This is a genomic window from Achromobacter sp. UMC46 (genome assembly GCF_014170335.1).
GTDB lineage: Bacteria > Pseudomonadota > Gammaproteobacteria > Burkholderiales > Burkholderiaceae_B > Achromobacter.
Genome location: NZ_LZZS01000040.1, coordinates 128,153 through 152,895, shown reverse-complemented (window position 1 = coordinate 152,895; position 24,743 = coordinate 128,153). Strand labels below are relative to the sequence as shown.

General features: G+C 62.4%; 35 protein-coding genes. 8 read left to right on the top strand and 27 right to left on the bottom strand.

Translation table 11 applies throughout. From position 1 onward, the window contains the following. From rpmD to A9973_RS29185, 10 genes are all read right to left on the bottom strand, one after another. Positions 1 to 186 (bottom strand): 50S ribosomal protein L30, encoded by a 186-nt coding sequence (gene rpmD, locus A9973_RS29230; protein ID WP_006216520.1) that lies wholly within the window; start codon positions 184 to 186, stop codon positions 1 to 3. Between the two features lie 3 nt (positions 187 to 189). After that, positions 190 to 711, bottom strand: coding sequence for a 30S ribosomal protein S5 (rpsE, locus tag A9973_RS29225; RefSeq protein WP_006216521.1), 522 nt, complete (start codon positions 709 to 711; stop codon positions 190 to 192). Between the two features lie 15 nt (positions 712 to 726). Beyond that, entirely contained in the window at positions 727 to 1,092 is a 366-nt protein-coding gene (rplR, locus tag A9973_RS29220) for a 50S ribosomal protein L18 (protein WP_006227039.1), read from the bottom strand. A gap of 21 nt (positions 1,093 to 1,113) precedes the next feature. Beyond that, the gene (gene rplF, locus A9973_RS29215; protein ID WP_183017068.1) at positions 1,114 to 1,647 is read right to left on the bottom strand and encodes a 50S ribosomal protein L6; all 534 of its coding nucleotides are present in this window, start codon (positions 1,645 to 1,647) and stop codon (positions 1,114 to 1,116) included. Between the two features lie 12 nt (positions 1,648 to 1,659). Next, a complete protein-coding gene (gene rpsH, locus A9973_RS29210; RefSeq protein ID WP_006216525.1) occupies positions 1,660 to 2,055 on the bottom strand; it encodes a 30S ribosomal protein S8 in 396 nt (131 codons plus the stop codon). 10 nt (positions 2,056 to 2,065) lie between these two features. Next, a complete protein-coding gene (gene rpsN / locus A9973_RS29205) occupies positions 2,066 to 2,371 on the bottom strand; it encodes a 30S ribosomal protein S14 (RefSeq protein WP_105555707.1) in 306 nt (101 codons plus the stop codon). 12 nt (positions 2,372 to 2,383) lie between these two features. Next, the gene (gene rplE / locus A9973_RS29200) at positions 2,384 to 2,923 is read right to left on the bottom strand and encodes a 50S ribosomal protein L5 (RefSeq protein WP_006216529.1); all 540 of its coding nucleotides are present in this window, start codon (positions 2,921 to 2,923) and stop codon (positions 2,384 to 2,386) included. A gap of 12 nt (positions 2,924 to 2,935) precedes the next feature. Beyond that, positions 2,936 to 3,256 carry a 50S ribosomal protein L24 gene (rplX, locus tag A9973_RS29195; protein ID WP_183017067.1) on the bottom strand — a complete coding sequence of 107 codons (321 nt, stop codon included), beginning with the start codon at positions 3,254 to 3,256 and terminating at the stop codon, positions 2,936 to 2,938. Positions 3,257 to 3,267: 11 nt separating this feature from the next. Continuing rightward, complete coding sequence (gene rplN, locus A9973_RS29190) at positions 3,268 to 3,636, bottom strand: 50S ribosomal protein L14 (RefSeq protein WP_046807446.1); 369 nt, start codon at positions 3,634 to 3,636, stop codon at positions 3,268 to 3,270. 367 nt (positions 3,637 to 4,003) lie between these two features. After that, positions 4,004 to 4,756: an aspartyl/asparaginyl beta-hydroxylase domain-containing protein gene (locus A9973_RS29185; RefSeq protein ID WP_183017066.1), complete on the bottom strand. Its 753-nt coding sequence runs from the start codon at positions 4,754 to 4,756 to the stop codon at positions 4,004 to 4,006. 212 nt (positions 4,757 to 4,968) lie between these two features. On the opposite strand from A9973_RS29185, the gene A9973_RS29180 reads away from it, so the two are divergent. Next, complete coding sequence (locus tag A9973_RS29180) at positions 4,969 to 6,396, top strand: NAD-dependent succinate-semialdehyde dehydrogenase (RefSeq protein WP_006227034.1); 1,428 nt, start codon at positions 4,969 to 4,971, stop codon at positions 6,394 to 6,396. Positions 6,397 to 6,484: 88 nt separating this feature from the next. Here A9973_RS29180 and A9973_RS29175 read toward each other — a convergent pair whose 3' ends face one another. After that, the gene (locus tag A9973_RS29175) at positions 6,485 to 7,159 is read right to left on the bottom strand and encodes a metalloregulator ArsR/SmtB family transcription factor (protein ID WP_183017189.1); all 675 of its coding nucleotides are present in this window, start codon (positions 7,157 to 7,159) and stop codon (positions 6,485 to 6,487) included. Between the two features lie 70 nt (positions 7,160 to 7,229). Between A9973_RS29175 and A9973_RS29170 the strand changes: the two genes are divergently transcribed. Further along, the gene (locus A9973_RS29170; protein WP_183017065.1) at positions 7,230 to 7,736 is read left to right on the top strand and encodes a DUF2938 domain-containing protein; all 507 of its coding nucleotides are present in this window, start codon (positions 7,230 to 7,232) and stop codon (positions 7,734 to 7,736) included. A gap of 16 nt (positions 7,737 to 7,752) precedes the next feature. On the opposite strand, the gene A9973_RS29165 is transcribed toward A9973_RS29170, so the two are convergent. Then, positions 7,753 to 8,712: a helix-turn-helix domain-containing protein gene (locus A9973_RS29165; protein WP_183017064.1), complete on the bottom strand. Its 960-nt coding sequence runs from the start codon at positions 8,710 to 8,712 to the stop codon at positions 7,753 to 7,755. A gap of 161 nt (positions 8,713 to 8,873) precedes the next feature. Here A9973_RS29165 and A9973_RS29160 point away from each other — a divergent pair, with 161 nt between their 5' ends. From A9973_RS29160 to A9973_RS29135, 6 genes are read left to right on the top strand one after another with little or no spacing between them, the layout of a single operon-like run. Beyond that, entirely contained in the window at positions 8,874 to 9,785 is a 912-nt protein-coding gene (locus A9973_RS29160) for an alpha/beta fold hydrolase (RefSeq protein WP_183017063.1), read from the top strand. Positions 9,786 to 9,797: 12 nt separating this feature from the next. Further along, complete coding sequence (locus A9973_RS29155; RefSeq protein ID WP_183017062.1) at positions 9,798 to 10,970, top strand: substrate-binding domain-containing protein; 1,173 nt, start codon at positions 9,798 to 9,800, stop codon at positions 10,968 to 10,970. Between the two features lie 15 nt (positions 10,971 to 10,985). Next, positions 10,986 to 11,756 (top strand): ABC transporter ATP-binding protein, encoded by a 771-nt coding sequence (locus A9973_RS29150; RefSeq protein ID WP_183017061.1) that lies wholly within the window; start codon positions 10,986 to 10,988, stop codon positions 11,754 to 11,756. Next, positions 11,753 to 12,502, top strand: a complete 750-nt coding sequence (locus A9973_RS29145; protein ID WP_183017060.1) for an ABC transporter ATP-binding protein — start codon at positions 11,753 to 11,755, stop codon at positions 12,500 to 12,502. Before A9973_RS29150 ends, A9973_RS29145 begins: the two co-directional genes overlap by 4 nt. Next, a complete protein-coding gene (locus A9973_RS29140) occupies positions 12,499 to 13,509 on the top strand; it encodes a branched-chain amino acid ABC transporter permease (RefSeq protein ID WP_183017059.1) in 1,011 nt (336 codons plus the stop codon). Before A9973_RS29145 ends, A9973_RS29140 begins: the two co-directional genes overlap by 4 nt. Before the next feature lie 11 nt (positions 13,510 to 13,520). Continuing rightward, complete coding sequence (locus A9973_RS29135) at positions 13,521 to 14,588, top strand: branched-chain amino acid ABC transporter permease (RefSeq protein WP_183017058.1); 1,068 nt, start codon at positions 13,521 to 13,523, stop codon at positions 14,586 to 14,588. Between the two features lie 30 nt (positions 14,589 to 14,618). Here the strand turns inward: A9973_RS29135 and A9973_RS29130 are convergent, their stop codons facing one another. The 15 genes from A9973_RS29130 to rpsG form a co-directional block, all read right to left on the bottom strand. Beyond that, positions 14,619 to 15,122: a hypothetical protein gene (locus A9973_RS29130; RefSeq protein ID WP_183017057.1), complete on the bottom strand. Its 504-nt coding sequence runs from the start codon at positions 15,120 to 15,122 to the stop codon at positions 14,619 to 14,621. An 88-nt stretch (positions 15,123 to 15,210) separates the two neighbouring features. Beyond that, a complete protein-coding gene (rpsQ, locus tag A9973_RS29125; protein WP_006227023.1) occupies positions 15,211 to 15,492 on the bottom strand; it encodes a 30S ribosomal protein S17 in 282 nt (93 codons plus the stop codon). 2 nt (positions 15,493 to 15,494) lie between these two features. Further along, positions 15,495 to 15,686 carry a 50S ribosomal protein L29 gene (gene rpmC, locus A9973_RS29120; protein ID WP_003806912.1) on the bottom strand — a complete coding sequence of 64 codons (192 nt, stop codon included), beginning with the start codon at positions 15,684 to 15,686 and terminating at the stop codon, positions 15,495 to 15,497. 11 nt (positions 15,687 to 15,697) lie between these two features. After that, positions 15,698 to 16,114, bottom strand: coding sequence for a 50S ribosomal protein L16 (gene rplP, locus A9973_RS29115; protein ID WP_006216552.1), 417 nt, complete (start codon positions 16,112 to 16,114; stop codon positions 15,698 to 15,700). Positions 16,115 to 16,116: 2 nt separating this feature from the next. Next, the gene (rpsC, locus tag A9973_RS29110) at positions 16,117 to 16,911 is read right to left on the bottom strand and encodes a 30S ribosomal protein S3 (protein ID WP_175176071.1); all 795 of its coding nucleotides are present in this window, start codon (positions 16,909 to 16,911) and stop codon (positions 16,117 to 16,119) included. 9 nt (positions 16,912 to 16,920) lie between these two features. Continuing rightward, on the bottom strand, positions 16,921 to 17,250 hold the full coding sequence (rplV, locus tag A9973_RS29105; protein ID WP_006227021.1) for a 50S ribosomal protein L22: 330 nt from the start codon (positions 17,248 to 17,250) through the stop codon (positions 16,921 to 16,923). A gap of 3 nt (positions 17,251 to 17,253) precedes the next feature. Continuing rightward, positions 17,254 to 17,529, bottom strand: coding sequence for a 30S ribosomal protein S19 (rpsS, locus tag A9973_RS29100; protein ID WP_006216555.1), 276 nt, complete (start codon positions 17,527 to 17,529; stop codon positions 17,254 to 17,256). Between the two features lie 12 nt (positions 17,530 to 17,541). Beyond that, positions 17,542 to 18,369, bottom strand: coding sequence for a 50S ribosomal protein L2 (gene rplB, locus A9973_RS29095; RefSeq protein ID WP_006227020.1), 828 nt, complete (start codon positions 18,367 to 18,369; stop codon positions 17,542 to 17,544). Next, positions 18,370 to 18,666: a 50S ribosomal protein L23 gene (gene rplW / locus A9973_RS29090; protein ID WP_006216557.1), complete on the bottom strand. Its 297-nt coding sequence runs from the start codon at positions 18,664 to 18,666 to the stop codon at positions 18,370 to 18,372. Further along, positions 18,663 to 19,283: a 50S ribosomal protein L4 gene (gene rplD, locus A9973_RS29085; protein ID WP_105555697.1), complete on the bottom strand. Its 621-nt coding sequence runs from the start codon at positions 19,281 to 19,283 to the stop codon at positions 18,663 to 18,665. The genes rplW and rplD overlap by 4 nt, the downstream gene beginning before the upstream one ends. 4 nt (positions 19,284 to 19,287) lie before the next feature. Beyond that, a complete protein-coding gene (gene rplC / locus A9973_RS29080) occupies positions 19,288 to 19,977 on the bottom strand; it encodes a 50S ribosomal protein L3 (protein WP_169270130.1) in 690 nt (229 codons plus the stop codon). A gap of 411 nt (positions 19,978 to 20,388) precedes the next feature. Then, on the bottom strand, positions 20,389 to 20,700 hold the full coding sequence (gene rpsJ, locus A9973_RS29075; protein WP_003806903.1) for a 30S ribosomal protein S10: 312 nt from the start codon (positions 20,698 to 20,700) through the stop codon (positions 20,389 to 20,391). Between the two features lie 75 nt (positions 20,701 to 20,775). After that, on the bottom strand, positions 20,776 to 21,966 hold the full coding sequence (gene tuf, locus A9973_RS29070; RefSeq protein WP_183017046.1) for an elongation factor Tu: 1,191 nt from the start codon (positions 21,964 to 21,966) through the stop codon (positions 20,776 to 20,778). A gap of 75 nt (positions 21,967 to 22,041) precedes the next feature. Next, entirely contained in the window at positions 22,042 to 24,144 is a 2,103-nt protein-coding gene (fusA, locus tag A9973_RS29065) for an elongation factor G (RefSeq protein WP_183017056.1), read from the bottom strand. A gap of 18 nt (positions 24,145 to 24,162) precedes the next feature. Beyond that, positions 24,163 to 24,633, bottom strand: coding sequence for a 30S ribosomal protein S7 (gene rpsG, locus A9973_RS29060; protein ID WP_006216561.1), 471 nt, complete (start codon positions 24,631 to 24,633; stop codon positions 24,163 to 24,165). Between the last annotated feature and the right edge of the window lie 110 nt (positions 24,634 to 24,743).

Below are 24,743 nucleotides of genomic sequence, written 5' to 3'. Positions count from 1 at the left end.
TTAGGCTTCCGAGACGGAAACGAGATAATCCACCTTACGGATCATCCCACGCACCTCGGGCGTATCGACCAGCACGCGGCTGCTGTTGATGCGGCCCAAGCCCAAACCGCGAACCGTATCACGGTGCGATTGCTTGGTACCGATCACCGAGCGCACGAGGGTCACTTTGATCTGCTTCTGAGCCATGATTTACCCCAGGATTTCTTCGACCGACTTGCCGCGCTTGGCAGCAACATCGGCCGGGGTCAGGGAAGCGCGCAGACCATTCAACGTGGCGCGAACCATGTTGTAGGGGTTGCTCGAGCCCAAGCTCTTGGCAACCACGTTACGCACACCCATCACTTCAAAAATAGCGCGCATCGGGCCGCCGGCGATAACGCCAGTACCTTCAGCAGCCGGCGAGATCAGCACGGTAGCGGCGCCATGCTTGCCAACCACGGTGTGGTGCAACGTGCCGTTCTTCAGGGCAACCTTGAACATGCCGCGACGGGCCTGTTCCATTGCCTTCTGAACGGACACCGGCACTTCACGCGCCTTGCCCTTACCCATGCCGACGCGACCATCGCCATCGCCAACCACGGTCAGCGCGGCAAAGCTCATGGTGCGACCACCCTTGACGACTTTGCTCACGCGGTTGACCGCGATCATCTTTTCGCGGAGGCCGTCATCGTTCTCTTTTTCCGCGGCGTTCTTGCCTTGTACTTTAGCCATTTGACAGATCCTCGCTTAGAACTTCAGGCCGGCTTCACGCGCGGCATCGGCCAGCGCTTTCACGCGGCCATGGTAACGAAAGCCCGAGCGATCGAAAGCGACCAGTTCGATACCGGCAGCCTTGGCTTTTTCGGCCACGCGCTTGCCGACCAGCGTCGCAGCGGCAGTGTTGCCGCCCTGACCGGTTTGGCCGGCCAGTTGCGCACGCACTTCGGCTTCCACCGTCGAGGCGCTGACCAGAACGCGATCGCCTTCCGGCGAAATGATGTTGGCGTAGATGTGCTGGTTCGAGCGGAAGACGGAGAGGCGGTGAACGCGCAACTCGTTGATCTTCCGGCGGGTCGGAACCGCACGACGCAAACGGGAAACTTTTTTGTCCATGATTCGTCCTTGCGTGCGCCGTTATTTCTTCTTGGTTTCTTTGATGACGACGCGTTCGTCCGAGTAACGCACACCCTTGCCCTTGTAGGGTTCGGGTTCGCGGTACGCGCGGATTTCAGCGGCCATCTGACCGACGACTTGCTTGTTGGCGCCCTTGATGACGATTTCCGTCTGGGTGGGGCATTCGGCCTTGATACCGGCCGGCAACTGATGCAAAACGTCGTGCGAGAAACCGAGCTGCAGCTTAACGGCATCGCCTTGGATCGAGGCGCGGTAACCCACGCCAACCAGGGTCAGCTTGCGCTCGAAGCCCTTGCTCACGCCAGTGACCATATTGGCCACCAGAGCGCGCACGGTACCCGACATGGCATTGGCGTGACGCGTTTCGTTGGCGGCGGCAAACGTGAGCTTGCCTTCGTCCAACGCAACCGTGACGTCGCCAGTCAGGGCTTGAGTCAGGGTGCCCAGCGGGCCCTTGACAATGATCTGATCCTGCTTGATGTCAGCTTCGACACCCTTCGGCAGTTCGACCGGATACTTAGCGATACGTGACATTAGAATTTCTCCTTAGGCCACGTAGCACAGCACTTCGCCGCCGACGCCGTTGGCGCGAGCCTTACGGTCGGTCATGACGCCGCGCGAGGTCGAAACGATAGCCACGCCCAGGCCGTTCATGACCTGAGGAATGCTGGTACGGCCCTTGTAGATACGCAGACCGGGGCGCGAAACGCGTTCAATGCGCTCGATAACCGGACGGCCAGCGTAGTACTTCAGGGTGATCTCGAGCTCAGGCTTGGCCTGGGTGCCCTTGATTTCAAAGCTGTCGATGTAGCCTTCGTCTTTCAGCACAGCGGCAATAGCCGCCTTCAGCTTCGAGGAGGGCATGCTCACCGTAACTTTGTCCACTTGCTGCGCATTGCGAATGCGGGTCAGCATATCGGCGATGGGATCGCTCATGCTCATAATGTATCTCCTACCAGCTGGCCTTGGTGATGCCGGGGATTTCGCCCTTCATCGCCATTTCACGCAGTTTGTGACGCGTCAGGCCGAACTTGCGGAACACACCGCGCGGACGACCGGTGACCACGCAACGGTTACGTTGGCGCGTCGGATTGGCATTGCGCGGCAGCTGTTGCAGCTTGAGCCGAGCTTGGTAACGTTCTTCGTCGGTCTTCGACTGGTCGTCGATGATCGCCTTCAACTCAGCACGCTTGCCAGCGAACTTGTCAGCCAGCTTGGCGCGCTTGATGTCGCGATTGATGAGGGAAAGTTTTGCCACGTCATCAGCCCCTTAGTTACGGAACGGGAAGCTGAAGGCCGTCAACAGCGCCTTGGCTTCTTCGTCGGTCTTCGCGGAGGTGGTGATGCTGATGTTCAGCCCACGCAGCGCGTCGATCTTGTCGTACTCGATTTCGGGGAAAATGATCTGCTCTTTCACCCCGATGTTGTAGTTGCCGCGGCCGTCAAATGCACGACCCGAGATACCACGGAAGTCGCGCACACGAGGCAGCGCGACCGCAACGAGGCGATCCAGGAATTCATACATGCGTTGACCACGCAGCGTGACCATGCAACCAATCGGGTAGTTTTCGCGGATCTTGAAACCGGCGATAGCCTTCTTGGTCTTCGTCACGACAGGCTTTTGGCCAGCAATCTTGGTCAGGTCCGACACCGCGTGTTCGATAACCTTCTTATCGGACACGGCTTCCGAGACACCCATGTTCAGGGTGATCTTGGTGATGCGCGGCACTTCCATGACGCTCTTGTAGCCAAACTTGGCCTGCAGGTCGCCAGCGACCTTGCTCTTGTAGAAATCTTGCAAACGAGACATGTCTGTCGCCCCTTACGCCTTGGCGCCGACAACGGCACCATTGGAACGGAACACGCGGACCTTGCGACCTTCGACATCTTGAACGCCCACGCGGTCGCCACGACCGGTTGCGGGGTTGAAGAGCGCCACATTCGAGATGTGGATCGGCATGGTCTTTTCGACAATCCCGCCCGGGTTGTTAGCCATCGGGTTGGCTTTCACGTGCTTTTTGACGATGTTGACGCCTTCGACCAGAACGTGGTCGGCATCAACACGAGCCAGCACGGTACCGCGACGCTTCTTGTCGCGGCCGGTCAGGACGATGACTTCGTCGCCTTTACGAATGTTGTTCATCGTAGGGCTCCTTACAGCACTTCCGGGGCCAGCGACACGATCTTCATGAACTTCTCGGTACGCAGTTCACGCGTAACGGGTCCGAAGATGCGGGTGCCGATGGGCTCCAGCTTGGCGTTGAGCAACACGGCGGCATTGCCACCGAACTTAATCAGCGAACCGTCTTTACGGCGCACGCCCTTGGCGGTACGAACCACCACGGCATTGTAAATTTCGCCTTTCTTGACGCGTCCGCGCGGAGCCGCATCTTTGACGCTCACCTTGATGATGTCGCCGATACCGGCATAACGGCGCTTGGAGCCACCGAGCACCTTAATGCACATGACATGACGCGCACCAGTGTTATCGGCCACGTCCAGCGTGGTCTGCATTTGGATCATGATTTTTCCTGTTCCAACTTAACTGGAAATACTGTTTTCCCGGGGTTTTCCCCCCGAGGAACTCTGCAATTCCTGCCAGTTTTGGTCCCGTCAGGTCTGCCGCCCTGCTTTATGTGTTGTAGCGCTAGAGCTTTCGCTCTACCTCTGCAACTGGTTGGCAACGCAACGACCCTGGGTTGAAATCCTGCGGGTATTCCCCCAACACGCCGGCGAGTTTTCGAAACAACTTTCGGTGAACTCAATCGACAATCTGGGAAAGCTGATCATTCTAGCGTGGTTAAATTTTGAGCGCAAGCACTTTGTTGGAATGACGCACAAAACACCACACCCCCTCTATGAGGGGAACGGTTTTCGAGCCATCCGCCCCTTATTTGTTGCGGTAAAAGCCCTTCTCCCAGGCATCGTGGTTGGCCTTGCCGCGACGGATTTCGTCCGTGAACGGGGCCGCCCTTAGCACCAGGCGATTCAGCCATTTTACCGGAACCCGGCACGGCCGTTCAAAGTCCACGAACAACACGGCGCGCAAGCCGTCCGTATCGTTGTGCACCTGGTGGGGATACAGGTCGTCAAACACGACGGCGCGGCCTTCCCGCCAGGAGTAGCGTTCGCCCCCGACCTCGATCCAACACCGGTCCGCGGGCTCGGGCACGACCAGCCCAAGGTGCAGGCGCAGGACGCCGTTGTAGGGGCCGGTGTGCAGCGGGATCCTCTTGCCGGGTTCGAGGATCGAGAAGAAGGCGCTGCGGATGCCCGGGATTCCCTCCAGCGCCCGGGCCGTCGCCGGACAACTGGCCAGGTTGCGCTCGGAGCGCAGGCCGTAACCCATGAAAAGGAACGTCTTCCATTGGTCGTCCGACGTGATCATGCCCACATCGGGGGAGATCTCGTGGAAGGCGGGCAGTTGCTGCCGATGGCCCAGCAGTGCCGTCAATTCGGCGCGGATGGCAGGCGTCTGGACCTCCAGGGCGGTGATCCACGGGAATTGGCTGTTTTGGAAGATGGGGCGGTCCCCCACCAGCGACGCCTGGGCGATCCGATGGCGCAGCCAATCGATGAAGCGGAACAACACGCGGGAATAGAGACTGGGCTTGCCTGCGGGACGCGCGTCGGCGGGTTGCACGATGGATTCGGTGTTCGTCAGCCAAAGAGCCCCATTGTCGCCATGCGGACCGGGGCTTGCAAGACGGGCCGCCGGGCGCCCCCCCCGATTGGCCCCCGATTGGCCCCAGGTTCGCGCGCGGGAGTGGCCCTCCCTGGCGCGCATAAGCTGGTTTAGACTGGCGCGGGCGACAGCGGTCGCACTCCACTTCCATTTCGCAAGGAACGACAGGCATGTATGAACAGTTGGCGCTGTATATCGACGGCGAATTCATCTCCGGCGAGGGTAGGCGCACCCAGGACGTCATCAACCCGGCCACGCTGGAAGTGCTTGGCCAGCTGCCTCACGCCACCGAAGCGGATCTGGACCGCGCGCTAGCCGCCGCCCAGCGCGCGTTCGAGTCCTGGAAGAAGTCTTCCCCGATGGACCGTTCCGCCATCCTGCGCAAGGTCGCCACGCTGTCGCGCGAGCGCGCCAAGGAAATCGGCCGCAACATGACGCTGGACCAGGGCAAGCCGCTGGCCGAAGCCGTGGGCGAAGTCACCTCCTGCGCCGAGCACGCCGACTGGCATGCCGAAGAATGCCGCCGCATCTACGGCCGCGTCGTGCCGCCCCGCAACCCGGACGTGCGCCAGTTCGTCGTGCGCGAACCCATCGGCGTCTGCGCCGCCTTCACGCCCTGGAACTTCCCGTACAACCAGGCCATCCGCAAGATCGCCGCCGCGCTCGGCGCCGGCTGCACAGTGGTGCTGAAAGGCCCGGAAGATTCGCCCAGCGCCGTCATGGCGATTGCCCGCATGTTCCATGACGCCGGCCTGCCCAAGGGCTGCCTGAACATCGTCTGGGGCGAGCCCGCCAAGATCTCCGACTACCTGATCCGTTCGCCGATCGTGCGCAAGGTGTCGTTCACCGGTTCCGTGCCGGTGGGCAAGCAGCTGGCCGCCCTGGCCGGCGCGCACATGAAGCGCGTCACGATGGAATTGGGCGGCCATTCGCCCGTGCTGGTGTTCGACGACGCCGATGTCGAGCGCGCCGCCGAGATGCTGGCGAAGTTCAAGGTCCGCAACGCAGGCCAGGTCTGCGTGTCACCCACCCGCTTCTACGTGCAGGAAGGCGCCTACGAGCAATTCCTGGCGCGCTTCTCGGACGTGCTGAAGAACATCAAGGTCGGCGACGGGCTGGAAGCCGGCACCGACATGGGCCCGCTGGCCCATGAGCGCCGCGTGCCCGCCATGAGCGCCTTCATCGACGACGCCAAAAAGCATGGCGGCAAGGTCGTGGTCGGCGGCGGCCCGCTGGACCGCAAGGGCTTCTTCTTCGCCCCCACGGTCGTGACGGACCTGCCCGACGACTCCATGCTGATGACCGAAGAGCCCTTTGGCCCGGTCGCGCCGGTTGTCCGCTTCAAGGACACCGACGAGGTGCTGCGCCGCGCCAACAGCCTGCCGTTCGGCCTGTCGTCCTACGTATTCACGAACTCGCTGAAGACGGCCACGAAAGTCTCGAACGGCCTGGAAGCCGGCATGGTCAACATCAATCACTTCGGCAGCGCGCTGGCAGAGACGCCGTTTGGCGGCATCAAGGACAGCGGCATCGGCAGCGAAGGCGGCCTGGAAACGTTCGACGGCTACCTGGTCACGAAATTCATCACGCACATCTGACCGCTAGCCCGCAACACCGTAAAGCCCCGCCGTTCGGTTCGCGGGGCTTTTTTTCGTCTTCGGACCGGCAGAGACGCCTGCCGGGGATTCAAGCCTGCGCGGCCTCGACCTGCAGGCCCGCCGCCTTCCACTCCGGGAAGCCGGCATCCAGCCGGCGCGCCGGCACGCCATGCGCGCGTAGCGCCGCCACGGCGTCGGAGGACAGCACGCAGTACGGTCCGCGGCAATAGGCGACGATATCGGCGCCGGCGGGCACCTCGGCCAAGCGGCGCTTCAGGTCTTCGGTGGGGATGTTGATGGCGCCCGGCAAATGGCCTTGCGCGAACTCCTCGGGCGGACGCACGTCCAGCAGCACGACGCTGCCGCTGTCCAGCAGGCCCAGCAACTCTTCGATGGAGATGCCGTCCAGGCGGTTGCGCTGATGGATGCTGTCGGCGATGACGTCCCGGATCTCGGCATGCTGATGTTCGGCGTAGCCGCGCAGCGCGGCCAGAAGCGGCGCGATCGGTCCCGCCCCTAGCCGATAGAGCACCCGCTTGCCGTCGCGCCGGGTCTGCACGAAGCCGGCGCGGCGCAGGTGCTGCAGATGCTGAGACGTGTTGGCGACCGAGAGCCCTGATAGCTCGGCCAGCCGCTCGACCGCGCGTTCGCCCTGCGCGATGTGTTCGAGCAAGGCCAGGCGGTGGGCTTGCCCCAGGGTCTTGGCGATCTCGGCAAGCGCGTCGAAGCGCTGGGAGGGTTGCGGGATGTCCGTCGGATTCATTGACACGACGATATCATCACTCTAACATTCAATCAATAAATTGAATGACATAAACCAGGGGGGTCTCTCCATGAACCCAGCAGTCCTTGAATTCATCCAATGCGCCGTGCTGATCGGCGTGGGGGCCACGCTGGTGATGGACCTGTGGGCGATAGTCATCAAGCGCTGTTTCGGCATCCCGTCCCTGAACTTCGCGATGGTGGGCCGTTGGATCGGGCACCTGCCCCGCGGCCGCTTCCGCCACGAGAACATGGCTCGGTCGGCGCCTGTGCGTGGCGAAGCGTGGCTGGGCTGGGGCGCGCATTACGCCATCGGCATCGTCTTCGCGGCCATGCTGCTGGCCGTCGTGGGCATCCCCTGGACGCTGCGCCCCACGCTGGCGCCCGCCCTGCTCTTCGGCATCCTGAGCGTCGCCGCGCCATTCTTCATCTTGCAACCGGGCATGGGCGCCGGCATCGCGGCCAGCAAGACGCCGCGCCCCAACACGGCACGCCTGCGCAGCCTGATGGCGCACGCCGTGTTCGGCGTCGGCCTATACGTGACGACGTGGACACTGATGCATTTCTACGGCGGCTGACGCCTCCCGGCGCGCCCTACGAGCTTGCGCGCAGGTCCCGCGGCGTCATGCCGAAGCGCCGCTTGAACAGGCGGCTGAAATGCGAGGGGTGTGAAAAACCCACCTGATAGGCCAGTTCGGCAATGCTGCGGTGGCGGTGCTGCGGATTCAGCAGCAGCTCGCGGCACTTGTCCAGGCGTTGATCGAAAATGAAGGACTCGGCCGACAGGCCGCCCGCGCGCAGGATGCGGTGCAGGTAGGCCACCGACACGCCGCATCCTTGCGCCACCGCCTGCGGCGACAATGCCGGGTCGGCCAGATGCTGCCGGATATACGCCAATACGCGCTGCCGGTGCGCCACCGTCACGCTGCTGTCGGACTCCGACGCATGGCCCTGCCCCGATTGCACCAGGAACAGCACGATCAGGTCGATCAAGCGCTCGCCCAACTCGGTCACTTCGGTATCCGACCAGCCGCCCATCCCCTTGAACAGGTGGTCCATATAGCTGGCCAGCATCGCGCCGCGCGGGGACCCGTCGTCGACGCGCAGCTTGTAGAAGGCGCCGATGCGGGAATCGCGCTGCGACAACGCGCTGCGCGGAAAAGACACGCTCAGGCTGCGGTAGCCGGACGCCCCCAACGCCGTCGCCTGGTAAGGCAGGCTCTGGTTCATCAGGTACACGCAACCGGGCTCCACCTGGAACTCGCGGCCCTGCTGCCGCACGGCCAGCGGACCGGCCAGCGGCAGCCCAAAGGTATAGAACTCCTGGTCCAGCCGCGACACATTGCCCGCCGTGCGCTCCAGCTTCTGTCCCTGATAGTGCAGGTCATTGAATTGCAGGCTGGCGCGGCGCGCGTAGCGCACATGCCCGGCGAAATGGCTGGGCATGCCCCCGTGCACCTCGAACGGACCAAAAGCGTCCGACAATGCCGCGCGCCATTGCTCGCGCCGGTCAGCGCCGGCGCTGGCCGAAATGGCAAATTCCGTATCGGGCATGGCGCGGTCTCCTGTACGCGGGGGGAAGCGCAATTTGATCTTGCGTCTACAACTTCTTGACTCACCCTGCTTTGGGGTGCGCAGCGCATTGTGGATGCGTTTGGCGCAAGTCTATAGTCAGCCCGATAAGCACACAACCTGGACAACCCGGGAGGAGACTCATGGCCCACGCGCCTGCAACGGCCGCCCGCCACACGCCCGCTTCGCGCTACTTGCGCTGCGAAGGCCGCGAGCTGCATCTGACCGAATGGGGCAAGGCCGACGCGCCCCCCGTCGTCATGTGGCATGGCCTGGCCCGCACCGGCCGCGACTTCGACGAACTGGCGAACGCGCTGGCGGACGACTACCGCGTCATCTGCCCCGACACGATCGGCCGCGGCCTGTCGCAATGGAGCCCCGATCCGGTCGGCGAATACCGGCTGGACTTCTACGCGCGCCTTGCCTGCGCCCTGGCCGACGGCTTGTCCCTTGCCCGCCTGCGCTGGGTCGGCACGTCGATGGGCGGCGCCACCGGCATGCATGCCGCGGCCACGACGCTACGCGGCCGGATCTCGCACCTGGTCGTCAACGACATCGGACCCGAGCTGCCGCAGCCGGCCATCGACCGCATCCTGGCGTATGCGGGCAACCCGCCCGCATTCGACACCGTCACCGAACTGGAGGCCTGGCTGCGCGTCGCCTACAAGCCCTATGGCTGGCAAAGCGACGAGCAATGGCGCCGGATGGCCGAGACGTCGATGCGGCGGCTGCCCGATGGCCGCGTCACCGCGCATTACGATCCAGCCATCGTCGGCCAGTTCAGCCATCACCCCGGCGACTATGACCGGTGGAGCGGCTACGACTCGCTGCGCCTGCCGGTGCTGCTGCTGCGTGGCGCCGAATCCGATCTGCTGTTGCCCGACGTCGCCGATGCGATGACGCGGCGCGGACCGTGCGCGCAACGCATCGACTTTCCCGATTGCGGCCACGCGCCGGCGCTGAACGTGGCGCCGCAGATCGAGGCCATCCGCCGGTTCCTGGCCACGCCGGACCCCTTGCATGACCATACCGCGGCCGTGCGCGCCCGCCGATAACAGGAGACATCCATGAATCGCATTCTGCTTGCCGCGCTGGCGGCCCTTTGCATGAATTCCGCAGTGGCCGCGAAGGACTTCGTCGTCGCCCACGTCTACGACAAGACCGGTCCGCTGGAGGCCTACGCCAAACAGACGCAGAACGGGCTGATGCTGGGCCTGGAGTACGCCACGCAGGGCACCATGACGGTGGCCGGCCGCAAGATCCGCGTGATCGAAAAGGACAACCAGGGCAAGCCCGACGTGGCGCGTGCGCAGCTGGCGTCCGCCTATGCCGACGACAACGCCGACATCGCCGTCGGCCCCACCTCGTCGGGCGTTGCATTGGCCATGCTGCCGATCGCTGAAGAGTACGAAAAGATCCTGCTGGTGGAGCCTGCCGTGGCGGACTCCATCACAGGCGAAAAGTGGAACAAGTACATCTTCCGCACCGGCCGCAATTCGTCGCAGGACGCGATCGCCAACGCGGTGGCCTTCGACCAGGCCGGCACCTCGATTGCCATGCTGGCGCAGGACTATGCCTTCGGCCGCGACGGTGTGAAGGCCTTCAAGGGCGCGCTGAAGAACGCCAAGATCGTGCACGAGGAATACCTGCCCGCCAACGCCACCGACTTCACCGCCGGCGCGCAGCGCCTGTTCGACGCGTTGAAGGACAAGCCCGGCCGCAAGATCATCTTCATCCTGTGGGCCGGCGCGGGCAACCCGTTCAAGATCGCCGATCTGGATCCCAAGCGCTTCGGCATCGAAATCGCGACGGGCGGCAACACGCTGGCCGCGATGACGCCGCTGAAATCGCTGGCCGGCATGGAAGGCGCCACCTATTACTACTACGGCATCCCCAAGAATCCGATCAACGACTGGCTGGTCGCTGAACACCAGAAGCGCTACGGCCAACCGCCGGACTTCTTCACGGCCGGCGGCATGTCGTCCGGCATCGCCATCGTGGCGGCGCTGAACAAGACCGCGGGCAACTCCGACACCGACACGCTCATCAAGGCGATGGAAGGCATGAGCTTCGACACGCCCAAGGGCAAGATGACGTTCCGGCCCGAAGACCACCAGGCCATGCAATCCATGTACCACTTCCGCATCAAGAGCGACCCCTCGGTGCCGTGGGCGGTGCAGGACCTGGTCAAGGAAATCACGCCCGACCAGATGGCCGTGCCGATTCAGAACAAACGCTGAAGGCGCGCCGCTGCGATGTTGGAAACCCAGTCGCTCACGATCCGTTTCGGCGGGCACGTGGCCGTCAACGATGTCAGCTGCCGTTACGCGCCTGGCACATTGACCGCCATCGTCGGCCCGAACGGCGCGGGCAAGACCACGTACTTCAACTTGATCTCCGGCCAGCTGCGCGCAAGCGCGGGATCGGTGCGGCTGAACGGCCGCGACCTGACCTCGCTGCCGGCGCCGGCACGCATGCACGCCGGCCTGGGCCGCGCGTTCCAGCTGACGCAGCTGTTCCCGCGCCTGTCCGTGCATGAGAACGTGCGGCTGGCGCTGCAATCGCGCCAGCAAGGCATGAGCTGGCGCCAGATCCGTTTCTGGCGAACCTGGGACGATGACCGCGAGCTGCTGGTGCGCGCCGATGCGTTGCTGGAACGTACCCGGCTGTCCGCGCGGCGCGACCAGGCCGCCGCCGACCTGCCGCATGGCGATCAGCGCAAGCTGGAGATCGCGATGCTGATCGCGCTGGAACCGCAGGTCTTCATGTTCGATGAACCCACGGCGGGCATGAGCGTGGACGATGTGCCCGTCGTGCTGGAACTGATCCGCGAGATCAAGAACGATCCGTCCAAGACGATCCTGCTGGTGGAGCACAAGATGGATGTGGTGCGCGAACTGGCCGACCGGATCGTCGTGCTGCACAACGGCCAGTTGATGGCGGACGGCGACCCCGCCACCGTCATCGCGTCCCCCGTCGTGCAGCAAGCCTATCTGGGCATCAGCCCGACGGAGCAACAGGCATGACGGCCCCGCTGCTGGAACTCAAGGGCGTGCACACGCATATCGGCGCGTACCACATCCTGCATGGTGTGGACCTGGCCGTGCCGCCTGCCGCCGTGACCATGCTGCTGGGCCGCAACGGCGCCGGCAAGACGACAACGCTGCGCACGATCATGGGCTTGTGGCGCGCCTCGCAAGGGCAAATCGCGTTCGACGGCATGCCCATCGGCGGCCCGGACACGCGCAAGTCGCCTCCCGACATGGCGCGCATGGGCATGGCCTATGTGCCCGAGAACATGGGCATCTTCGCCGACCTGTCGGTCAAGGAGAACATCCTGCTGGCGGCTCGCCAGGCCCGAAGCGCCGAGCAGCTCGACACTGCGCGGCTGGAATGGATCTTCGGCTTCTTCCCCGCGCTGAAGAAGTTCTGGCTGCACCCCGCCGGCAAGCTGTCGGGCGGACAGAAGCAGATGCTGGCGGTGGCCCGCGCCATCATCGAACCCCGCCGGCTGCTGCTGATCGACGAGCCCAGCAAAGGGCTGGCGCCCGCCATCGTGCAGAACATGATCGACGCCTTCATCGAACTCAAGCAGGCGGCCACCACCATCCTGCTGGTCGAACAGAACTTCAACTTCGCGCAACGGGTCGGCGACCACGTCGCGGTCATGGACAACGGCCAAGTCGTCCACGCCGGCGGCATGCGCCAGCTTGCCGAAGACGACGCGCTACAGACACGCCTGCTGGGCCTGTCGCTGGGAAGCCACCAATGAGCACCATCGATATCGATACGCCGCTGCCGCGCACGCGCGCGGACCTGCGCCCCGTCCTGCTGGTGGCAGCGCTGGCCGCCATCGCCTTGCCGCTGGTGGGTTCCTTTTCAACCTGGGTCACCTTGACGCTCGCGGGCCTGGCGATGGGCATGATCATCTTCATCGTGGCTTCGGGCATGACGCTGGTGTTCGGTCTGATGGACGTCCTGAACTTCGGGCACGGCCTCTTCATCGCCATTGGCGCCTACATGGCGGCGACGGTGCTGGGCGGCATGGCCGACTGGACCCAGACGGGCAGCCTGTGGATGAACCTGGCCGCGGTGCTGCCGGCCATGATCGTGGGCATGCTGGTAGCGGGCGCCGTGGGCCTGGCGTTCGAACGCGTGATCGTGCGGCCGGTGTACGGGCAGCACCTGAAACAGATCCTCATCACGATGGGCGGCATGATCATCGGCGAAGAAATCATCAAGATGATCTGGGGCCCGCAGACCCTGTCGCTGCCGCTGCCCGAAGCGCTGCGCGGCGCATTCCTGCTGGGCGACGCGGCGATCGAGAAGTTCCGGATCGTCGCGTTGGTCGTGGGCGTCCTTGTGCTGGGCGGCATGCTGTGGCTGCTGAACCGCACCAAGCTGGGCCTGCTGATCCGCGCCGGCGTGGAAGACCGCGAGATGGTGGAAAGCCTGGGCTACCGCATCCGGCACCTCTTCGTGGGCGTGTTCGTCGCCGGATCGATGCTCGCCGGGCTGGGCGGCGTACTGTGGGGCATGTACCAGCAATCGGTGGTGCCGCAGCTGGGCGCGCAAGTCAACGTGCTGATCTTCATCGTGATCATGATCGGCGGCCTGGGCTCGACCGTAGGGTGCCTGATCGGTGCGCTGCTGGTAGGCCTGATGGCCAACTACACCGGCTTCCTGATGCCCAAGGCCGCCCTGTTCTCCAACATCGCCCTGATGGTCGCCATTTTGTTGTGGCGCCCGCAAGGCGTGTATCCGGTCACGAACCGCTAGGAACCGCCGCCATGTCTTTCCGCCTGCTCTCCGGCGACCCGCCGCGCAGCACCTTCCTGGCGCTGGTGCTGATCGCGGTCGTCGCCCTGCTGGCCGCCGCGCCCTTCCTTTTCCCCGGACCCAAATCGCTGGCGGTGGCCGCCAAGATCCTGGTGTTCGTGATCCTGGTCGCCAGTTACGACCTGCTGCTGGGTTACACGGGCATCGTGAGCTTCGCGCACACCATGTTCTTCGGCATCGGCGCCTACGGCGTGGCGATCGCCAGCATCCGGATGGAGCCTGGCTGGACCGCGGTGTTCGCGGGCGTCGGCGGGGCGTTAGCGGTGTCGCTCGCCTTCGCGTTGCTGATCGGCCTGGCCAGCCTGCGCGTGCGCGCCATCTTCTACGCGATGATCACGCTGGCGGTCGCGGCCGCTTTCCAGACCTTGGTGTCGCAACTGTCGGACGTGACCGGCGGCGAAGACGGCTTGAACTTCAAAGTGCCGCAGATGCTGCGGCCTGCATTCCGACCGCTGTCGGAACCGCTGTTCGGCGTCACCGTCGACGGCCGCATCATCACGTACTACCTGATCGCCGCGGTCTGCGTCGTGCTGTTCCTGATGTTGCTGCGCATCGTGAATTCGCCGTTCGGCCGCGTGCTGCAAGCCATTCGCGAGAACCCGTTCCGCGCCGAGGCAATCGGCTACCGCACCGTGCTGTACCGCAGCCTGTCCAATCTGCTGGCGGCAGCCTTCGCCACGCTGGCCGGCGCGATGTACGCGCTTTGGCTGCGCTACAACGGCCCGGACACGTCCCTGTCGTTCGAGATCATGCTGAACATCCTGCTGATGCTTGTGATCGGGGGTATGGGGACCATGTATGGCGCGGTGGTGGGCGCGAGCCTGTTCGTGTTCGCGCAGAGCTATCTGCAGGACGGCCTGCATGTGATCCACGACGCGGTGTCGGGCGTGGCGCCGCTGGCCCTGCTGTTCGAACCGGACCGCTGGCTGCTGTGGCTGGGGATCCTGTTCGTAGTGTCGGTGTACTACTTCCCGACCGGCATCGCCGGCCGGCTGCGCGAGTTGGCGCGGCGGCGTTGATCGCTGGGGAATGACGCTTGGGAAGTCGCGCTATTTCCCGCTCTGGCGCAAGGTATCGGCTTCGCGCCGCAAGCTGTCGACGCGCCGCTGCATCTCGTCGATCTTGCCGCGGTCCAGCTGCGATCCCCCAGGCGTGGGCGCCAACGGCCGCATCGTTGAACCCGAGTTCAAAGGCATCATGGCCGGCGGCGCCGTTGCGGCATCCACGGGTTTCTGGTTAAGCAGCCGCTCAAGCAGCCGCAGTTGATCGCGCTGCCCCTGCAGCGCTTGCTCTTGCTGCGACAGGGCCTGTTCGCCTTCGTCGTCGGTGCCGAAAATGGCCGCATGGTCGCGTGATCCTGGCGGCAACTTGACGCGCGGTTCCGGCCCGGCGTTCAAGACGTTCTTGCCTGCGCGCGCGTCGTCGACGGGCGAGACCGCCGTGACCTCGGCGCCTGCGCCGGCGCCTTGCCCGCTGGCTGCCCCCGCCATGCACAGCGCAACGCCAAGCAGGCCGGCGCCGAACGTACTGCGTAAGATTTCTTTTACCCGCATCGCAGGAATCTCCAGGGCGAAAAAAAACGGCAAGGGGGTTAGCCCTTGCCGTTTTATATCAGAACGGCGAACCGTTCCGATGCACTACTTAGATGATACGTGCGGCTTCAACCAGACGCACCACACGCCACGACTTCGAGCGCGAGATGGGACGGCCTTCAGCGATTTCAACCGTATCGCCTTCGTTGAATTGGTTCGATTCATCATGTGCCTTGTACTTCGCGGAGCGCACGATGATCTTGCCGAAGATGGGGTGCTTGACGCGGCGCTCGACGAGCACAACGACAGTCTTGTCCATCTTGTTGCTGACGACCTTGCCAACCAGCGTACGCTGGCGCTTGGCCACTTGGGTGTTTTGAGTTTCGCTCATGTTTATTTCCCTGCCTTCTCGGTCAGCAAGGTACGAACGCGCGCGATGTCGCGACGCACGTTGCGCAGCTGGCTGGTGTTGGCCAGTTGCTGCGTGGCCTTCTGCATACGCAGACCGAATTGTGCCTTCAGCAGGCTTTCGAGCTCTTTGCCGAGCTCGGCGGCGTCTTTCGAACGGAGTTCGCTAGCTTTCATGTTAGTACTCCTTAAGCACCGATATGACGCGCGACGAACGTGGTCGAAATCGGCAGCTTGGCAGCGGCCAGGCGGAAAGCTTCACGCGCGATCTCTTCGCTCACACCTTCCATTTCGTAGAGCACTTTGCCGGGCTGAATTTCAGCGACCCAGTACTCAGGATTACCCTTACCGTTACCCATGCGGACTTCGGCGGGCTTTTGCGAGATGGGCTTATCCGGGAAAATGCGAATCCAGATACGGCCGCCACGCTTGATGTGACGATTGATAGCACGACGAGCGGCTTCGATCTGGCGAGCGGTCAGACGGCCACGGCCGGTGGCCTTCAGACCGAATTCGCCGAACGACACGTGGGTACCACGAGTCGCCAGACCGGTGTTGCGGCCCTTCTGCTCTTTGCGATACTTTCTGCGAGAGGGTTGCAGCATGGTTATTCTCCTTCAGGCGCCGGAGCAGCGTCCGCCTTGCGGGGACCACCACGACCACGACCACCCGGACGACCGGTGCGAGCACCGTCCGGACGATCACCACGCGGAGCGCGGCGCGGACGACGTTCTTCTTCGCGCGGGGCAGCGGTTTCCGGCGGCAATTCGCCGTTAGCCAGCATGTCGCCCTTGTAGACCCAGACCTTGATGCCAATCACGCCATACGTGGTGTGGGCTTCGGAGGTGCCGTAGTCAATGTTGGCCTTGAGGGTGTGCAGCGGCACACGGCCTTCGCGATACCACTCGGTGCGAGCAATTTCGATACCGTTCAGACGGCCCGCGCTCATGATCTTGATGCCTTGGGCACCCAGACGCATCGCGTTTTGCATCGCGCGCTTCATTGCGCGACGGAACATGATGCGCTTCTCGAGCTGTTGCGAAATCGAGTCGGCGATCAGTTGAGCATCGGTTTCCGGCTTGCGGATTTCCTCGATGTTGACGTGCACAGGCACGCCCATCAGACGCTGCAGATCGGCCTTCAGGTTTTCGATGTCCTCGCCGCGCTTGCCGATCACCACGCCCGGACGAGCCGAGTAGACGGTGATGCGGGCATTCTTGGCCGGACGCTCGATGATCACGCGACCAACGGAGGCGCTCTTGAGCTTCTTTTTCAGGTACTCGCGAACGCGAATGTCTTCGGCAAGCATCGTGCCGAAGGCCTTGTCGTCGGCGAACCAACGCGAGGACCAATTACGGGTGACCGCGAGACGGAACCCAGTGGGGTGAATTTTCTGACCCATCGTGACTCCTTAAGCTCCGACCTTGACCGTGATATGGCAGGTCTGCTTCTCGATACGGTTGCCGCGGCCCTTGGCGCGAGCGGAGAAGCGCTTCATCGACTGAGCCTTGTCCACAAAAATCGTGGTGACTTTCAGTTCGTCGATATCGGCGCCGTCGTTGTGCTCGGCGTTGGCGATGGCGGACTCGACAGCCTTCTTCAGGATGACGGCAGCCTTCTTCGGCGAGAAGGTGAGGATTTCCAGGGCACGGCCGACCTTCTGACCACGGATCAAGTCCGCAACCAGACGGGTCTTCTGTGCCGAGATGTGCACCCCACGGATAATGGCAGTAGTTTCCATCGCTTACCTCTTCGCCTTCTTGTCCGCAGCGTGGCCCTTGAACGTACGGGTCAGCGCGAACTCGCCCAGCTTGTGACCGACCATGTTCTCGTTGATATACACGGGGACATGTTGCTTGCCGTTGTGCACAGCGATCGTCAGACCGATGAACTCGGGCAGGATCGTGGAGCGACGCGACCAGGTCTTGATCGGCTTCTTGTCTTTGCCCGCGACGGCCGTGTCCACCTTTTTGATCAGGTGAGCATCGACAAACGGGCCTTTCTTGATCGAACGTGACATAGTGTTCGCCTCTTACTTGCGCTTGCGCCGTTGGACGATCATATTGTTCGTCCGCTTGTTGCGACGGGTCTTGAAACCCTTCGCCGGAGTACCCCACGGGCTGACCGGTTCGCGTGCTTCACCGGTACGGCCTTCACCGCCACCGTGCGGGTGATCCACCGGGTTCATGGCAACGCCACGGACCGTCGGGCGGATACCACGCCAACGCATTGCACCGGCCTTGCCGATTTGGCGCAGGCTGTGTTCTTCGTTACCGACTTCACCAATGGTGGCGCGGCATTCGATGTGCACACGGCGGACTTCACCCGAGCGCAGACGAACCTGAGCGTAGATGCCTTCGCGAGCCAGCAGGACGGCGGAAGCGCCAGCCGAGCGGACCATCTGAGCACCCTTGCCAGGCAGCATTTCGACGCAGTGAATCGTCGTACCCACCGGGATGTTGCGGATCGGCAGCGTGTTGCCGGCGCGGATCGGGGCTTCAATACCCGACAGCACCGTGGCACCCACTTCCAGACCACGCGGAGCGATGATGTAACGACGTTCGCCGTCGGCGTAGCACAGCAGAGCGATGTGCGCCGTACGGTTGGGGTCATATTCCAGACGCTCAACCTTCGCCGGGATACCGTCCTTGTCACGACGGAAGTCGACCAAGCGGTAGTGTTGCTTGTGACCGCCGCCACGATGGCGGATCGTGATGTGACCGTTGTTGTTACGGCCAGAACCACGGGTCTTCTTTTCCAGCAGCGGCGCGTAGGGCTCACCCTTGTGCAGGTTGGGACTAACAACCTTCACCATGCCACGGCGGCCGGCCGAAGTCGGCTTAACTTTTACGAGGGCCATTTACTTCACCTCCGCAAAGTCGATTTCCTGGCCGTCCTTGAGCGACACGTAAGCCTTGCGCTCATTACGGCGACGGCCAACGAATCGGCCAAAGCGCTTGACTTTGCCCTTACGGTTGAGGACCTGCACGGACTCGACCTGCACCTTGAAGAGCAGTTCGACGGCAGCCTTGATTTCCGGCTTGGTAGCGTCAGCCACGACACGGAAAGCGACTTGCTGATTCTTCTCAGCGACGAACGTGGCCTTTTCGGTCACGATCGGAGCCAGAATGACTTGCATCAAGCGTTCAGCGTTCATCCCAGCATCTCCTCGAGTTGAGCGATGGCCGGCTTGGTGATCAGCACTTTCTTGTAGTGGACCAGCGACAACGGATCGGCATAACGGGGCTCGACAACAGCAACGTGCGGCAGGTTGCGGGTGGCGAGGTAAACATTCTCATCAACGCTGTCGGTGATGATCAGGACCGAGTCCAGGCCCAGGCTCTTCAGCTTTGCGGCTGCGTCCTTGGTCTTGGGCGATTCCAGATCGAACGATTCGACAACAGCGATGCGGTCTTCGCGAGCCAGTTGCGACAGGATCGAACGGATCCCGGCGCGGTACATCTTCTTGTTGACCTTCTGGCTGAAGTTCTCTTCGGGCGAGTTCGGGAAAATCCGACCACCGCCACGCCACAGAGGCGACGAAGTCATACCAGCGCGTGCGCGGCCGGTACCCTTCTGGCGCCAGGGCTTCTTGGTCGAGTGCTTAACTTCGGCACGATCCTTCTGAGCGCGGTTGCCGGCACGGGCATTGGCTTGGAAAGCCACCACGATCTGATGAATCAGCGCTTCGTTGAAGTCACGGCCGAAGATCGTATCGGGCGCGCTGAACGTAGCAGCGGCCTGACCTTGGTCGTTCAGGAGCTTGAGATCCATTTACTTACGCTCCCTTCTTGGCCGGGGCCTTGATGGCCGGGCGCACGACGATGTCGGCGCCAGCGTGGCCGGGGACAGCGCCCTTGACCAGCAACAGGCCACGCTCAACGTCAACGCGAACGACGTCGAGGTTTTGAACGGTGCGGGTGACATCACCCAGGTGACCAGCCATGCGCTTACCCGGGAAAATACGGCCCGGATCTTGTGCTTGACCAATCGAGCCGGGAACGCGGTGCGAACGGGAGTTACCGTGCGAAGCGCGTTGCGAACCGAAGTGGTGACGCTTGATGGTACCGGCGAAGCCTTTACCAATGGTCGTGCCCGTCACGTCGACCTGTTGGCCGGCTTCGAACACGGATTCCACGGCGATCACGGAACCGGCCGCAAATTCAGCGGCGCGAGCGGGATCAAGGCGGAATTCTTTGAGGATGCTACCGGCTTCAACGCCGGCTTTGGCGTAGTGGCCCGTTTGCGGCTGAACCACACGCGAGGCACGACGAGTGCCATAAGTCACTTGGATCGCGGCGTAGCCGTCGGTTTCCTGCGACTTAACTTGGGTCACGCGGTTGTTCGACACGTCCAGCACGGTTACCGGGATGGATTCACCTTCCTCGGTAAAAATGCGGGTCATGCCGACCTTGCGACCCACCAGCCCCAGCCGATGAGCGGCGGGCGTGGGTGTCGAATTCGACATCGTTTTCTCCATTCCCGACTGCGATTGGTCGGGGCTAATCGGGCAAAAGGTAACGGCCTTTGCCCTACGACTATGTTCAACCTGGGTCGGGGAGTAATTTGGGGGGATCAGTTGGGTTTTAGCCCATCCCGCCATCCCGTTCCCATAGTCAGTCTTGCCACAAAATGGCAAGCTTGGCATATTAGCATGATTTTCTGAGTCGGCACAAGTACTTAGCCCACTTCGGGCGTGTGCAAAGCAGCTGTTTTGCCACACTGCGGTGCAACGCTGCCAACACAGCAGAAAACCAGCCGCTACCGGGACAGTGAGCACCCGCTAACGTATAGGCCAAAAAACAAAACGGCCGTACTCCCGGAGGAATACGGCCATTCTTTTCGAACCTGCCGGCGAAGGTGGCAGGTCCGGTACGCCTTACTGCAGCGCGATTTCGACGTCGACGCCGGCCGGCAGGTCCAGACGCATCAGCGCGTCAACGGTCTTGTCGGTGGGATCAACGATGTCCATCAGGCGCTGATGGGTACGGATTTCGAACTGGTCGCGCGACGTCTTGTTGACGTGCGGCGAACGCAGGACGTCATAGCGACGGATACGCGTGGGCAGCGGCACCGGGCCGCGGACAACGGCGCCGGTACGCTTGGCGGTGTCGACGATTTCAGCGGCCGATTGATCGATCAGCTTGTAATCGAAGGCTTTCAAGCGGATACGGATCTTTTGGTTTTTCATGGCGTTTCCTAAAGAACGAGAGGCGAAGGCGACGAAGTCGCCCTCGCTGGTTGTTTGCTGCTTAAGTGATCCGAATTACTTCAGGATCTTGGCGACGACGCCGGCGCCGACGGTACGACCGCCTTCACGGATAGCGAAACGCAGGCCTTCTTCCATGGCGATCGGAGCCAACAGCTTGACCGTCATGGCCACGTTGTCGCCCGGCAGAACCATTTCCTTGTCGGCCGGCAGCTCGATCGTGCCCGTCACGTCCGTCGTGCGGAAGTAGAACTGGGGACGATAGCCCTGGAAGAACGGAGTGTGACGGCCGCCTTCTTCCTTGGACAGGATGTACACCTCGGACGTGAAGTCCGTGTGCGGGGTGATCGAGCCCGGCTTGGCCAGAACTTGGCCGCGCTGGACGTCTTCACGCTTGGTGCCGCGCAGCAGGATGCCCACGTTGTCGCCGGCTTGACCTTGGTCGAGCAGCTTGCGGAACATTTCAACGCCCGTGCAAGTCGTCTTGACCGTCGGAACCAGACCCACGATTTCGATTTCTTCGCCGACCTTGACGATGCCGCGTTCGATACGGCCAGTCACCACCGTGCCGCGACCCGAGATCGAGAACACGTCTTCAACCGGCATCAGGAACGCGCCGTCAACAGCACGCTCAGGCGTCGGGATGTACGAATCCAGCGCATCGGCCAGGGCCATGATGGCTTGCTCGCCCAGTTCGCCCTTGTCGCCTTCCAGCGCCAGCTTGGCCGAACCCTTGACGATCGGGGTGTCATCACCCGGGAAGTCGTACTTCGACAGAAGTTCGCGAACTTCCATTTCCACCAGCTCGAGCAGCTCGGCGTCGTCAACCATGTCAGCCTTGTTCAGGAAGACGATGATGTACGGCACGCCAACCTGGCGCGACAGCAGAATGTGTTCACGCGTTTGCGGCATCGGACCGTCAGCAGCCGACACGACCAGGATCGCGCCGTCCATTTGAGCCGCGCCCGTGATCATGTTCTTCACATAGTCAGCGTGGCCCGGGCAGTCAACGTGCGCGTAGTGGCGCGCTGCCGTTTCGTACTCGACGTGGGCGGTGTTGATCGTGATGCCGCGAGCCTTTTCTTCAGGAGTCGCATCGATCTGGTCGTAGCCCTTGGCTTCGCCACCGAACTTGTTCGACAGAACGGTCGTGATAGCTGCCGTCAACGTCGTTTTGCCGTGGTCAACGTGACCAATCGTACCCACGTTCACGTGCGGCTTGGTACGTTCAAACTTGCCTTTTGCCATGATCTCTATCCTTTAACTTTCAAGGAAACTTGAATCTGCCAGGCCGCCCGGATGAGCGGACCTGGCTAGGGTTATTTACTTGGCCCGAGCGGCGATGACTTCGTCAGCGACGTTCTTGGGAGCCTCGGAGTAATGCTTGAATTCCATCGTGTACGTGGCACGACCTTGCGTCAGCGAACGCAGGTTCGTGGCGTAACCGAACATCTCAGCCAGGGGCACTTCAGCCTTGATGGTCTTGCCGCCGCCAACCATGTCGTCCATGCCTTGGACCATGCCGCGACGCGAGGACAGATCGCCCATCACGGTACCAGCGTAGTCTTCCGGCGTTTCGACTTCAACGGCCATCATCGGTTCCAGCAGCACGGGGCTGGCCTTGCGCAGACCTTCCTTGAATGCCATGGAGCCGGCCATCTTGAACGCGTTTTCGTTCGAGTCCACATCGTGGTACGAACCGAAGAACAGCGTGACCTTGACGTCGACGATCGGGTAGCCAGCCAACACGCCCGAAGGCAGCGTTTCCTGGATGCCCTTGTCCACCGCGGGGATGTATTCGCGAGGAACCACACCGCCCTTGATGGCGTCCACGAATTCGAAACCACCGCCAGGAGGCAACGGCTCGACCTTCAGCACCACGTGGCCGTACTGGCCGCGGCCGCCCGACTGCTTGACGAACTTGCCTTCAACTTCGTCGCAGGTCTTGCGGATGGTTTCACGGTAGGCCACTTGCGGCTTGCCGACGTTGGCTTCAACGCCGAACTCGCGCTTCATGCGGTCGACCAGAATTTCCAGGTGAAGCTCGCCCATGCCGGAAATGATGGTTTGGCCGGATTCTTCGTCGCTGCGCACGCGGAACGACGGATCTTCCTGAGCCAGACGCGACAGCGCCAGACCCATCTTTTCCTGGTCAGCCTTCGACTTCGGTTCCACGGCCTGCGAAATCACGGGCTCGGGGAAAATCATGCGTTCGAGCAAGATGTGGGAGTCGATGTCGCACAGCGTTTCGCCGGTGGTCACGTCTTTCAGACCCACCACGGCGGCGATGTCGCCTGCCAACACTTCCTTGATTTCTTCGCGGTTGTTCGCGTGCATCTGCAGAATGCGGCCGATACGTTCCTTCTTGCCCTTGATGGGGTTGTAGACCGTATCGCCCGACTTCAGGACGCCCGAGTAAACGCGCACGAAGGTCAATTGACCCACGAACGGATCGCTCATCAGCTTGAATGCCAGCGCCGAAAACTTCTCGCTGTCGTCAGCCGAACGCTTGACCGGATTGCCATCATCGTCCATGCCGTCAACCGGGGGAATATCCACAGGCGAAGGCAGGTAGTCGATGACGGCATCCAGCATGCGCTGCACGCCCTTGTTCTTGAAGGCGGTGCCGCACAGCATCGGCTGGATTTCGCCAGCGATGGTGCGTTGGCGGATGGCCAGGTTGATTTCTTCTTCGTCCAAGGAACCCGTTTCCAGGTACTTGTTCATCAGCTCTTCCGACGATTCGGCGGCAGCTTCAACCAGCTTTTCGCGCCATTCGTTGGCCAGGCCTTCCAGCTCGGCCGGAATGTCGTGGTAGTCGAACTTGATGCCTTGGCTGGCTTCGTCCCAAATGATCGCCTTCATCTTGACCAGGTCGACCACGCCTTGGAACGTGTCTTCCGCACCGATCGGGATCACGATCGGCACGGGATTGGCGCGCAGGCGGTTCTTCAGCTGGTCATAGACCTTGAAGAAGTTGGCGCCGGTGCGGTCCATCTTGTTGACGAAGGCCAGACGCGGCACGCCGTACTTGTTGGCTTGGCGCCACACGGTTTCGGACTGGGGCTGAACGCCGCCCACTGCGCAGTAGACCATGCAAGCACCGTCCAGGACGCGCATGGAACGTTCCACCTCAATGGTGAAGTCCACGTGCCCCGGGGTGTCGATGATGTTGATGCGGTGTTCGGGATAGTTCTTCGCCATGCCACGCCAAAACGCCGTCGTAGCTGCCGACGTAATGGTGATGCCACGCTCTTGCTCTTGTTCCATCCAGTCCATGGTGGCTGCGCCATCATGCACTTCGCCAATCTTGTGATTGACGCCGGTATAGAACAGGATACGTTCGGTCGTGGTGGTCTTCCCTGCATCGATGTGCGCAGAGATACCAATGTTGCGATAGCGCTCGATCGGGGTTTTGCGGGCCATGGTGGATTAGTCCTTAAATTACCAGCGGAAATGGCTGAAGGCCTTGTTGGCCTCTGCCATCTTGTGCGTGTCTTCGCGCTTCTTCATCGCGGCGCCACGACCTTCGGAGGCGTCGATCAGTTCGCCAGCAAGACGCAGATCCATCGACTTCTCGCCACGCTTCTTAGCGGCTTCACGGAGCCAACGCATAGCCAGGGCCAGGCGGCGCACGGGGCGCACTTCAACCGGCACTTGGTAGTTGGCACCGCCAACGCGGCGGCTCTTCACTTCGACGATCGGCTTGATGTTGTTGATCGCCAGGCTGAAAACTTCGATCGGCTCTTTGCCGGTCTTGGTTTGCACTTGCTCGAGGGCGCCATAGACGATGCGCTCGGCGACGGCCTTCTTGCCGTCCAGCATGACGACGTTCATGAACTTGGCGAGTTCGACGCTGCCGAACTTGGGATCGGGCAGGATCTCGCGCTTGGGTACTTCGCGACGACGGGGCATTGTTGCTTCCTTGTGTCTGTTCAGTTGAACCGTGTTTCATTACACGGCCATGGCCGCCCATTGGGACGACCCCTTACGTGCCGCGCTCCATCCCAGAAACCGGAGGGCGC

What these genes read in the sequence shown, in the direction of transcription:
- rpsC (WP_175176071.1), bottom strand. Translation starts at nt 16,911, where the DNA reads ATGGGTCAGAAAATTCACCCCACTGGGTTCCGTCTCGCGGTCACCCGT.
- rpsH (WP_006216525.1), bottom strand. Translation starts at nt 2,055, where the DNA reads ATGAGCATGAGCGATCCCATCGCCGATATGCTGACCCGCATTCGCAAT.
- rplB (WP_006227020.1), bottom strand. Translation starts at nt 18,369, where the DNA reads ATGGCCCTCGTAAAAGTTAAGCCGACTTCGGCCGGCCGCCGTGGCATG.
- A9973_RS29135 (WP_183017058.1), top strand. Translation starts at nt 13,521, where the DNA reads ATGTCTTTCCGCCTGCTCTCCGGCGACCCGCCGCGCAGCACCTTCCTG.
- rpsQ (WP_006227023.1), bottom strand. Translation starts at nt 15,492, where the DNA reads ATGAGCGAAACTCAAAACACCCAAGTGGCCAAGCGCCAGCGTACGCTG.
- rplC (WP_169270130.1), bottom strand. Translation starts at nt 19,977, where the DNA reads ATGTCGAATTCGACACCCACGCCCGCCGCTCATCGGCTGGGGCTGGTG.
- A9973_RS29140 (WP_183017059.1), top strand. Translation starts at nt 12,499, where the DNA reads ATGAGCACCATCGATATCGATACGCCGCTGCCGCGCACGCGCGCGGAC.
- rplP (WP_006216552.1), bottom strand. Translation starts at nt 16,114, where the DNA reads ATGCTGCAACCCTCTCGCAGAAAGTATCGCAAAGAGCAGAAGGGCCGC.
- A9973_RS29165 (WP_183017064.1), bottom strand. Translation starts at nt 8,712, where the DNA reads ATGCCCGATACGGAATTTGCCATTTCGGCCAGCGCCGGCGCTGACCGG.
- rpsG (WP_006216561.1), bottom strand. Translation starts at nt 24,633, where the DNA reads ATGCCCCGTCGTCGCGAAGTACCCAAGCGCGAGATCCTGCCCGATCCC.
- rplV (WP_006227021.1), bottom strand. Translation starts at nt 17,250, where the DNA reads ATGGAAACTACTGCCATTATCCGTGGGGTGCACATCTCGGCACAGAAG.
- A9973_RS29145 (WP_183017060.1), top strand. Translation starts at nt 11,753, where the DNA reads ATGACGGCCCCGCTGCTGGAACTCAAGGGCGTGCACACGCATATCGGC.
- rpmC (WP_003806912.1), bottom strand. Translation starts at nt 15,686, where the DNA reads ATGAAAGCTAGCGAACTCCGTTCGAAAGACGCCGCCGAGCTCGGCAAA.
- A9973_RS29155 (WP_183017062.1), top strand. Translation starts at nt 9,798, where the DNA reads ATGAATCGCATTCTGCTTGCCGCGCTGGCGGCCCTTTGCATGAATTCC.
- rpsE (WP_006216521.1), bottom strand. Translation starts at nt 711, where the DNA reads ATGGCTAAAGTACAAGGCAAGAACGCCGCGGAAAAAGAGAACGATGAC.
- rplW (WP_006216557.1), bottom strand. Translation starts at nt 18,666, where the DNA reads ATGAACGCTGAACGCTTGATGCAAGTCATTCTGGCTCCGATCGTGACC.
- A9973_RS29175 (WP_183017189.1), bottom strand. Translation starts at nt 7,159, where the DNA reads ATGAATCCGACGGACATCCCGCAACCCTCCCAGCGCTTCGACGCGCTT.
- rplE (WP_006216529.1), bottom strand. Translation starts at nt 2,923, where the DNA reads ATGTCTCGTTTGCAAGATTTCTACAAGAGCAAGGTCGCTGGCGACCTG.
- A9973_RS29150 (WP_183017061.1), top strand. Translation starts at nt 10,986, where the DNA reads ATGTTGGAAACCCAGTCGCTCACGATCCGTTTCGGCGGGCACGTGGCC.
- A9973_RS29180 (WP_006227034.1), top strand. Translation starts at nt 4,969, where the DNA reads ATGTATGAACAGTTGGCGCTGTATATCGACGGCGAATTCATCTCCGGC.
- A9973_RS29170 (WP_183017065.1), top strand. Translation starts at nt 7,230, where the DNA reads ATGAACCCAGCAGTCCTTGAATTCATCCAATGCGCCGTGCTGATCGGC.
- rplX (WP_183017067.1), bottom strand. Translation starts at nt 3,256, where the DNA reads ATGAACAACATTCGTAAAGGCGACGAAGTCATCGTCCTGACCGGCCGC.
- rpmD (WP_006216520.1), bottom strand. Translation starts at nt 186, where the DNA reads ATGGCTCAGAAGCAGATCAAAGTGACCCTCGTGCGCTCGGTGATCGGT.
- rpsJ (WP_003806903.1), bottom strand. Translation starts at nt 20,700, where the DNA reads ATGAAAAACCAAAAGATCCGTATCCGCTTGAAAGCCTTCGATTACAAG.
- rplF (WP_183017068.1), bottom strand. Translation starts at nt 1,647, where the DNA reads ATGTCACGTATCGCTAAGTATCCGGTCGAACTGCCGAAGGGTGTCGAA.
- rpsS (WP_006216555.1), bottom strand. Translation starts at nt 17,529, where the DNA reads ATGTCACGTTCGATCAAGAAAGGCCCGTTTGTCGATGCTCACCTGATC.
- A9973_RS29160 (WP_183017063.1), top strand. Translation starts at nt 8,874, where the DNA reads ATGGCCCACGCGCCTGCAACGGCCGCCCGCCACACGCCCGCTTCGCGC.
- rplR (WP_006227039.1), bottom strand. Translation starts at nt 1,092, where the DNA reads ATGGACAAAAAAGTTTCCCGTTTGCGTCGTGCGGTTCCGACCCGCCGG.
- A9973_RS29130 (WP_183017057.1), bottom strand. Translation starts at nt 15,122, where the DNA reads ATGCGGGTAAAAGAAATCTTACGCAGTACGTTCGGCGCCGGCCTGCTT.
- tuf (WP_183017046.1), bottom strand. Translation starts at nt 21,966, where the DNA reads ATGGCAAAAGGCAAGTTTGAACGTACCAAGCCGCACGTGAACGTGGGT.
- rplN (WP_046807446.1), bottom strand. Translation starts at nt 3,636, where the DNA reads ATGATCCAAATGCAGACCACGCTGGACGTGGCCGATAACACTGGTGCG.
- fusA (WP_183017056.1), bottom strand. Translation starts at nt 24,144, where the DNA reads ATGGCCCGCAAAACCCCGATCGAGCGCTATCGCAACATTGGTATCTCT.
- rplD (WP_105555697.1), bottom strand. Translation starts at nt 19,283, where the DNA reads ATGGATCTCAAGCTCCTGAACGACCAAGGTCAGGCCGCTGCTACGTTC.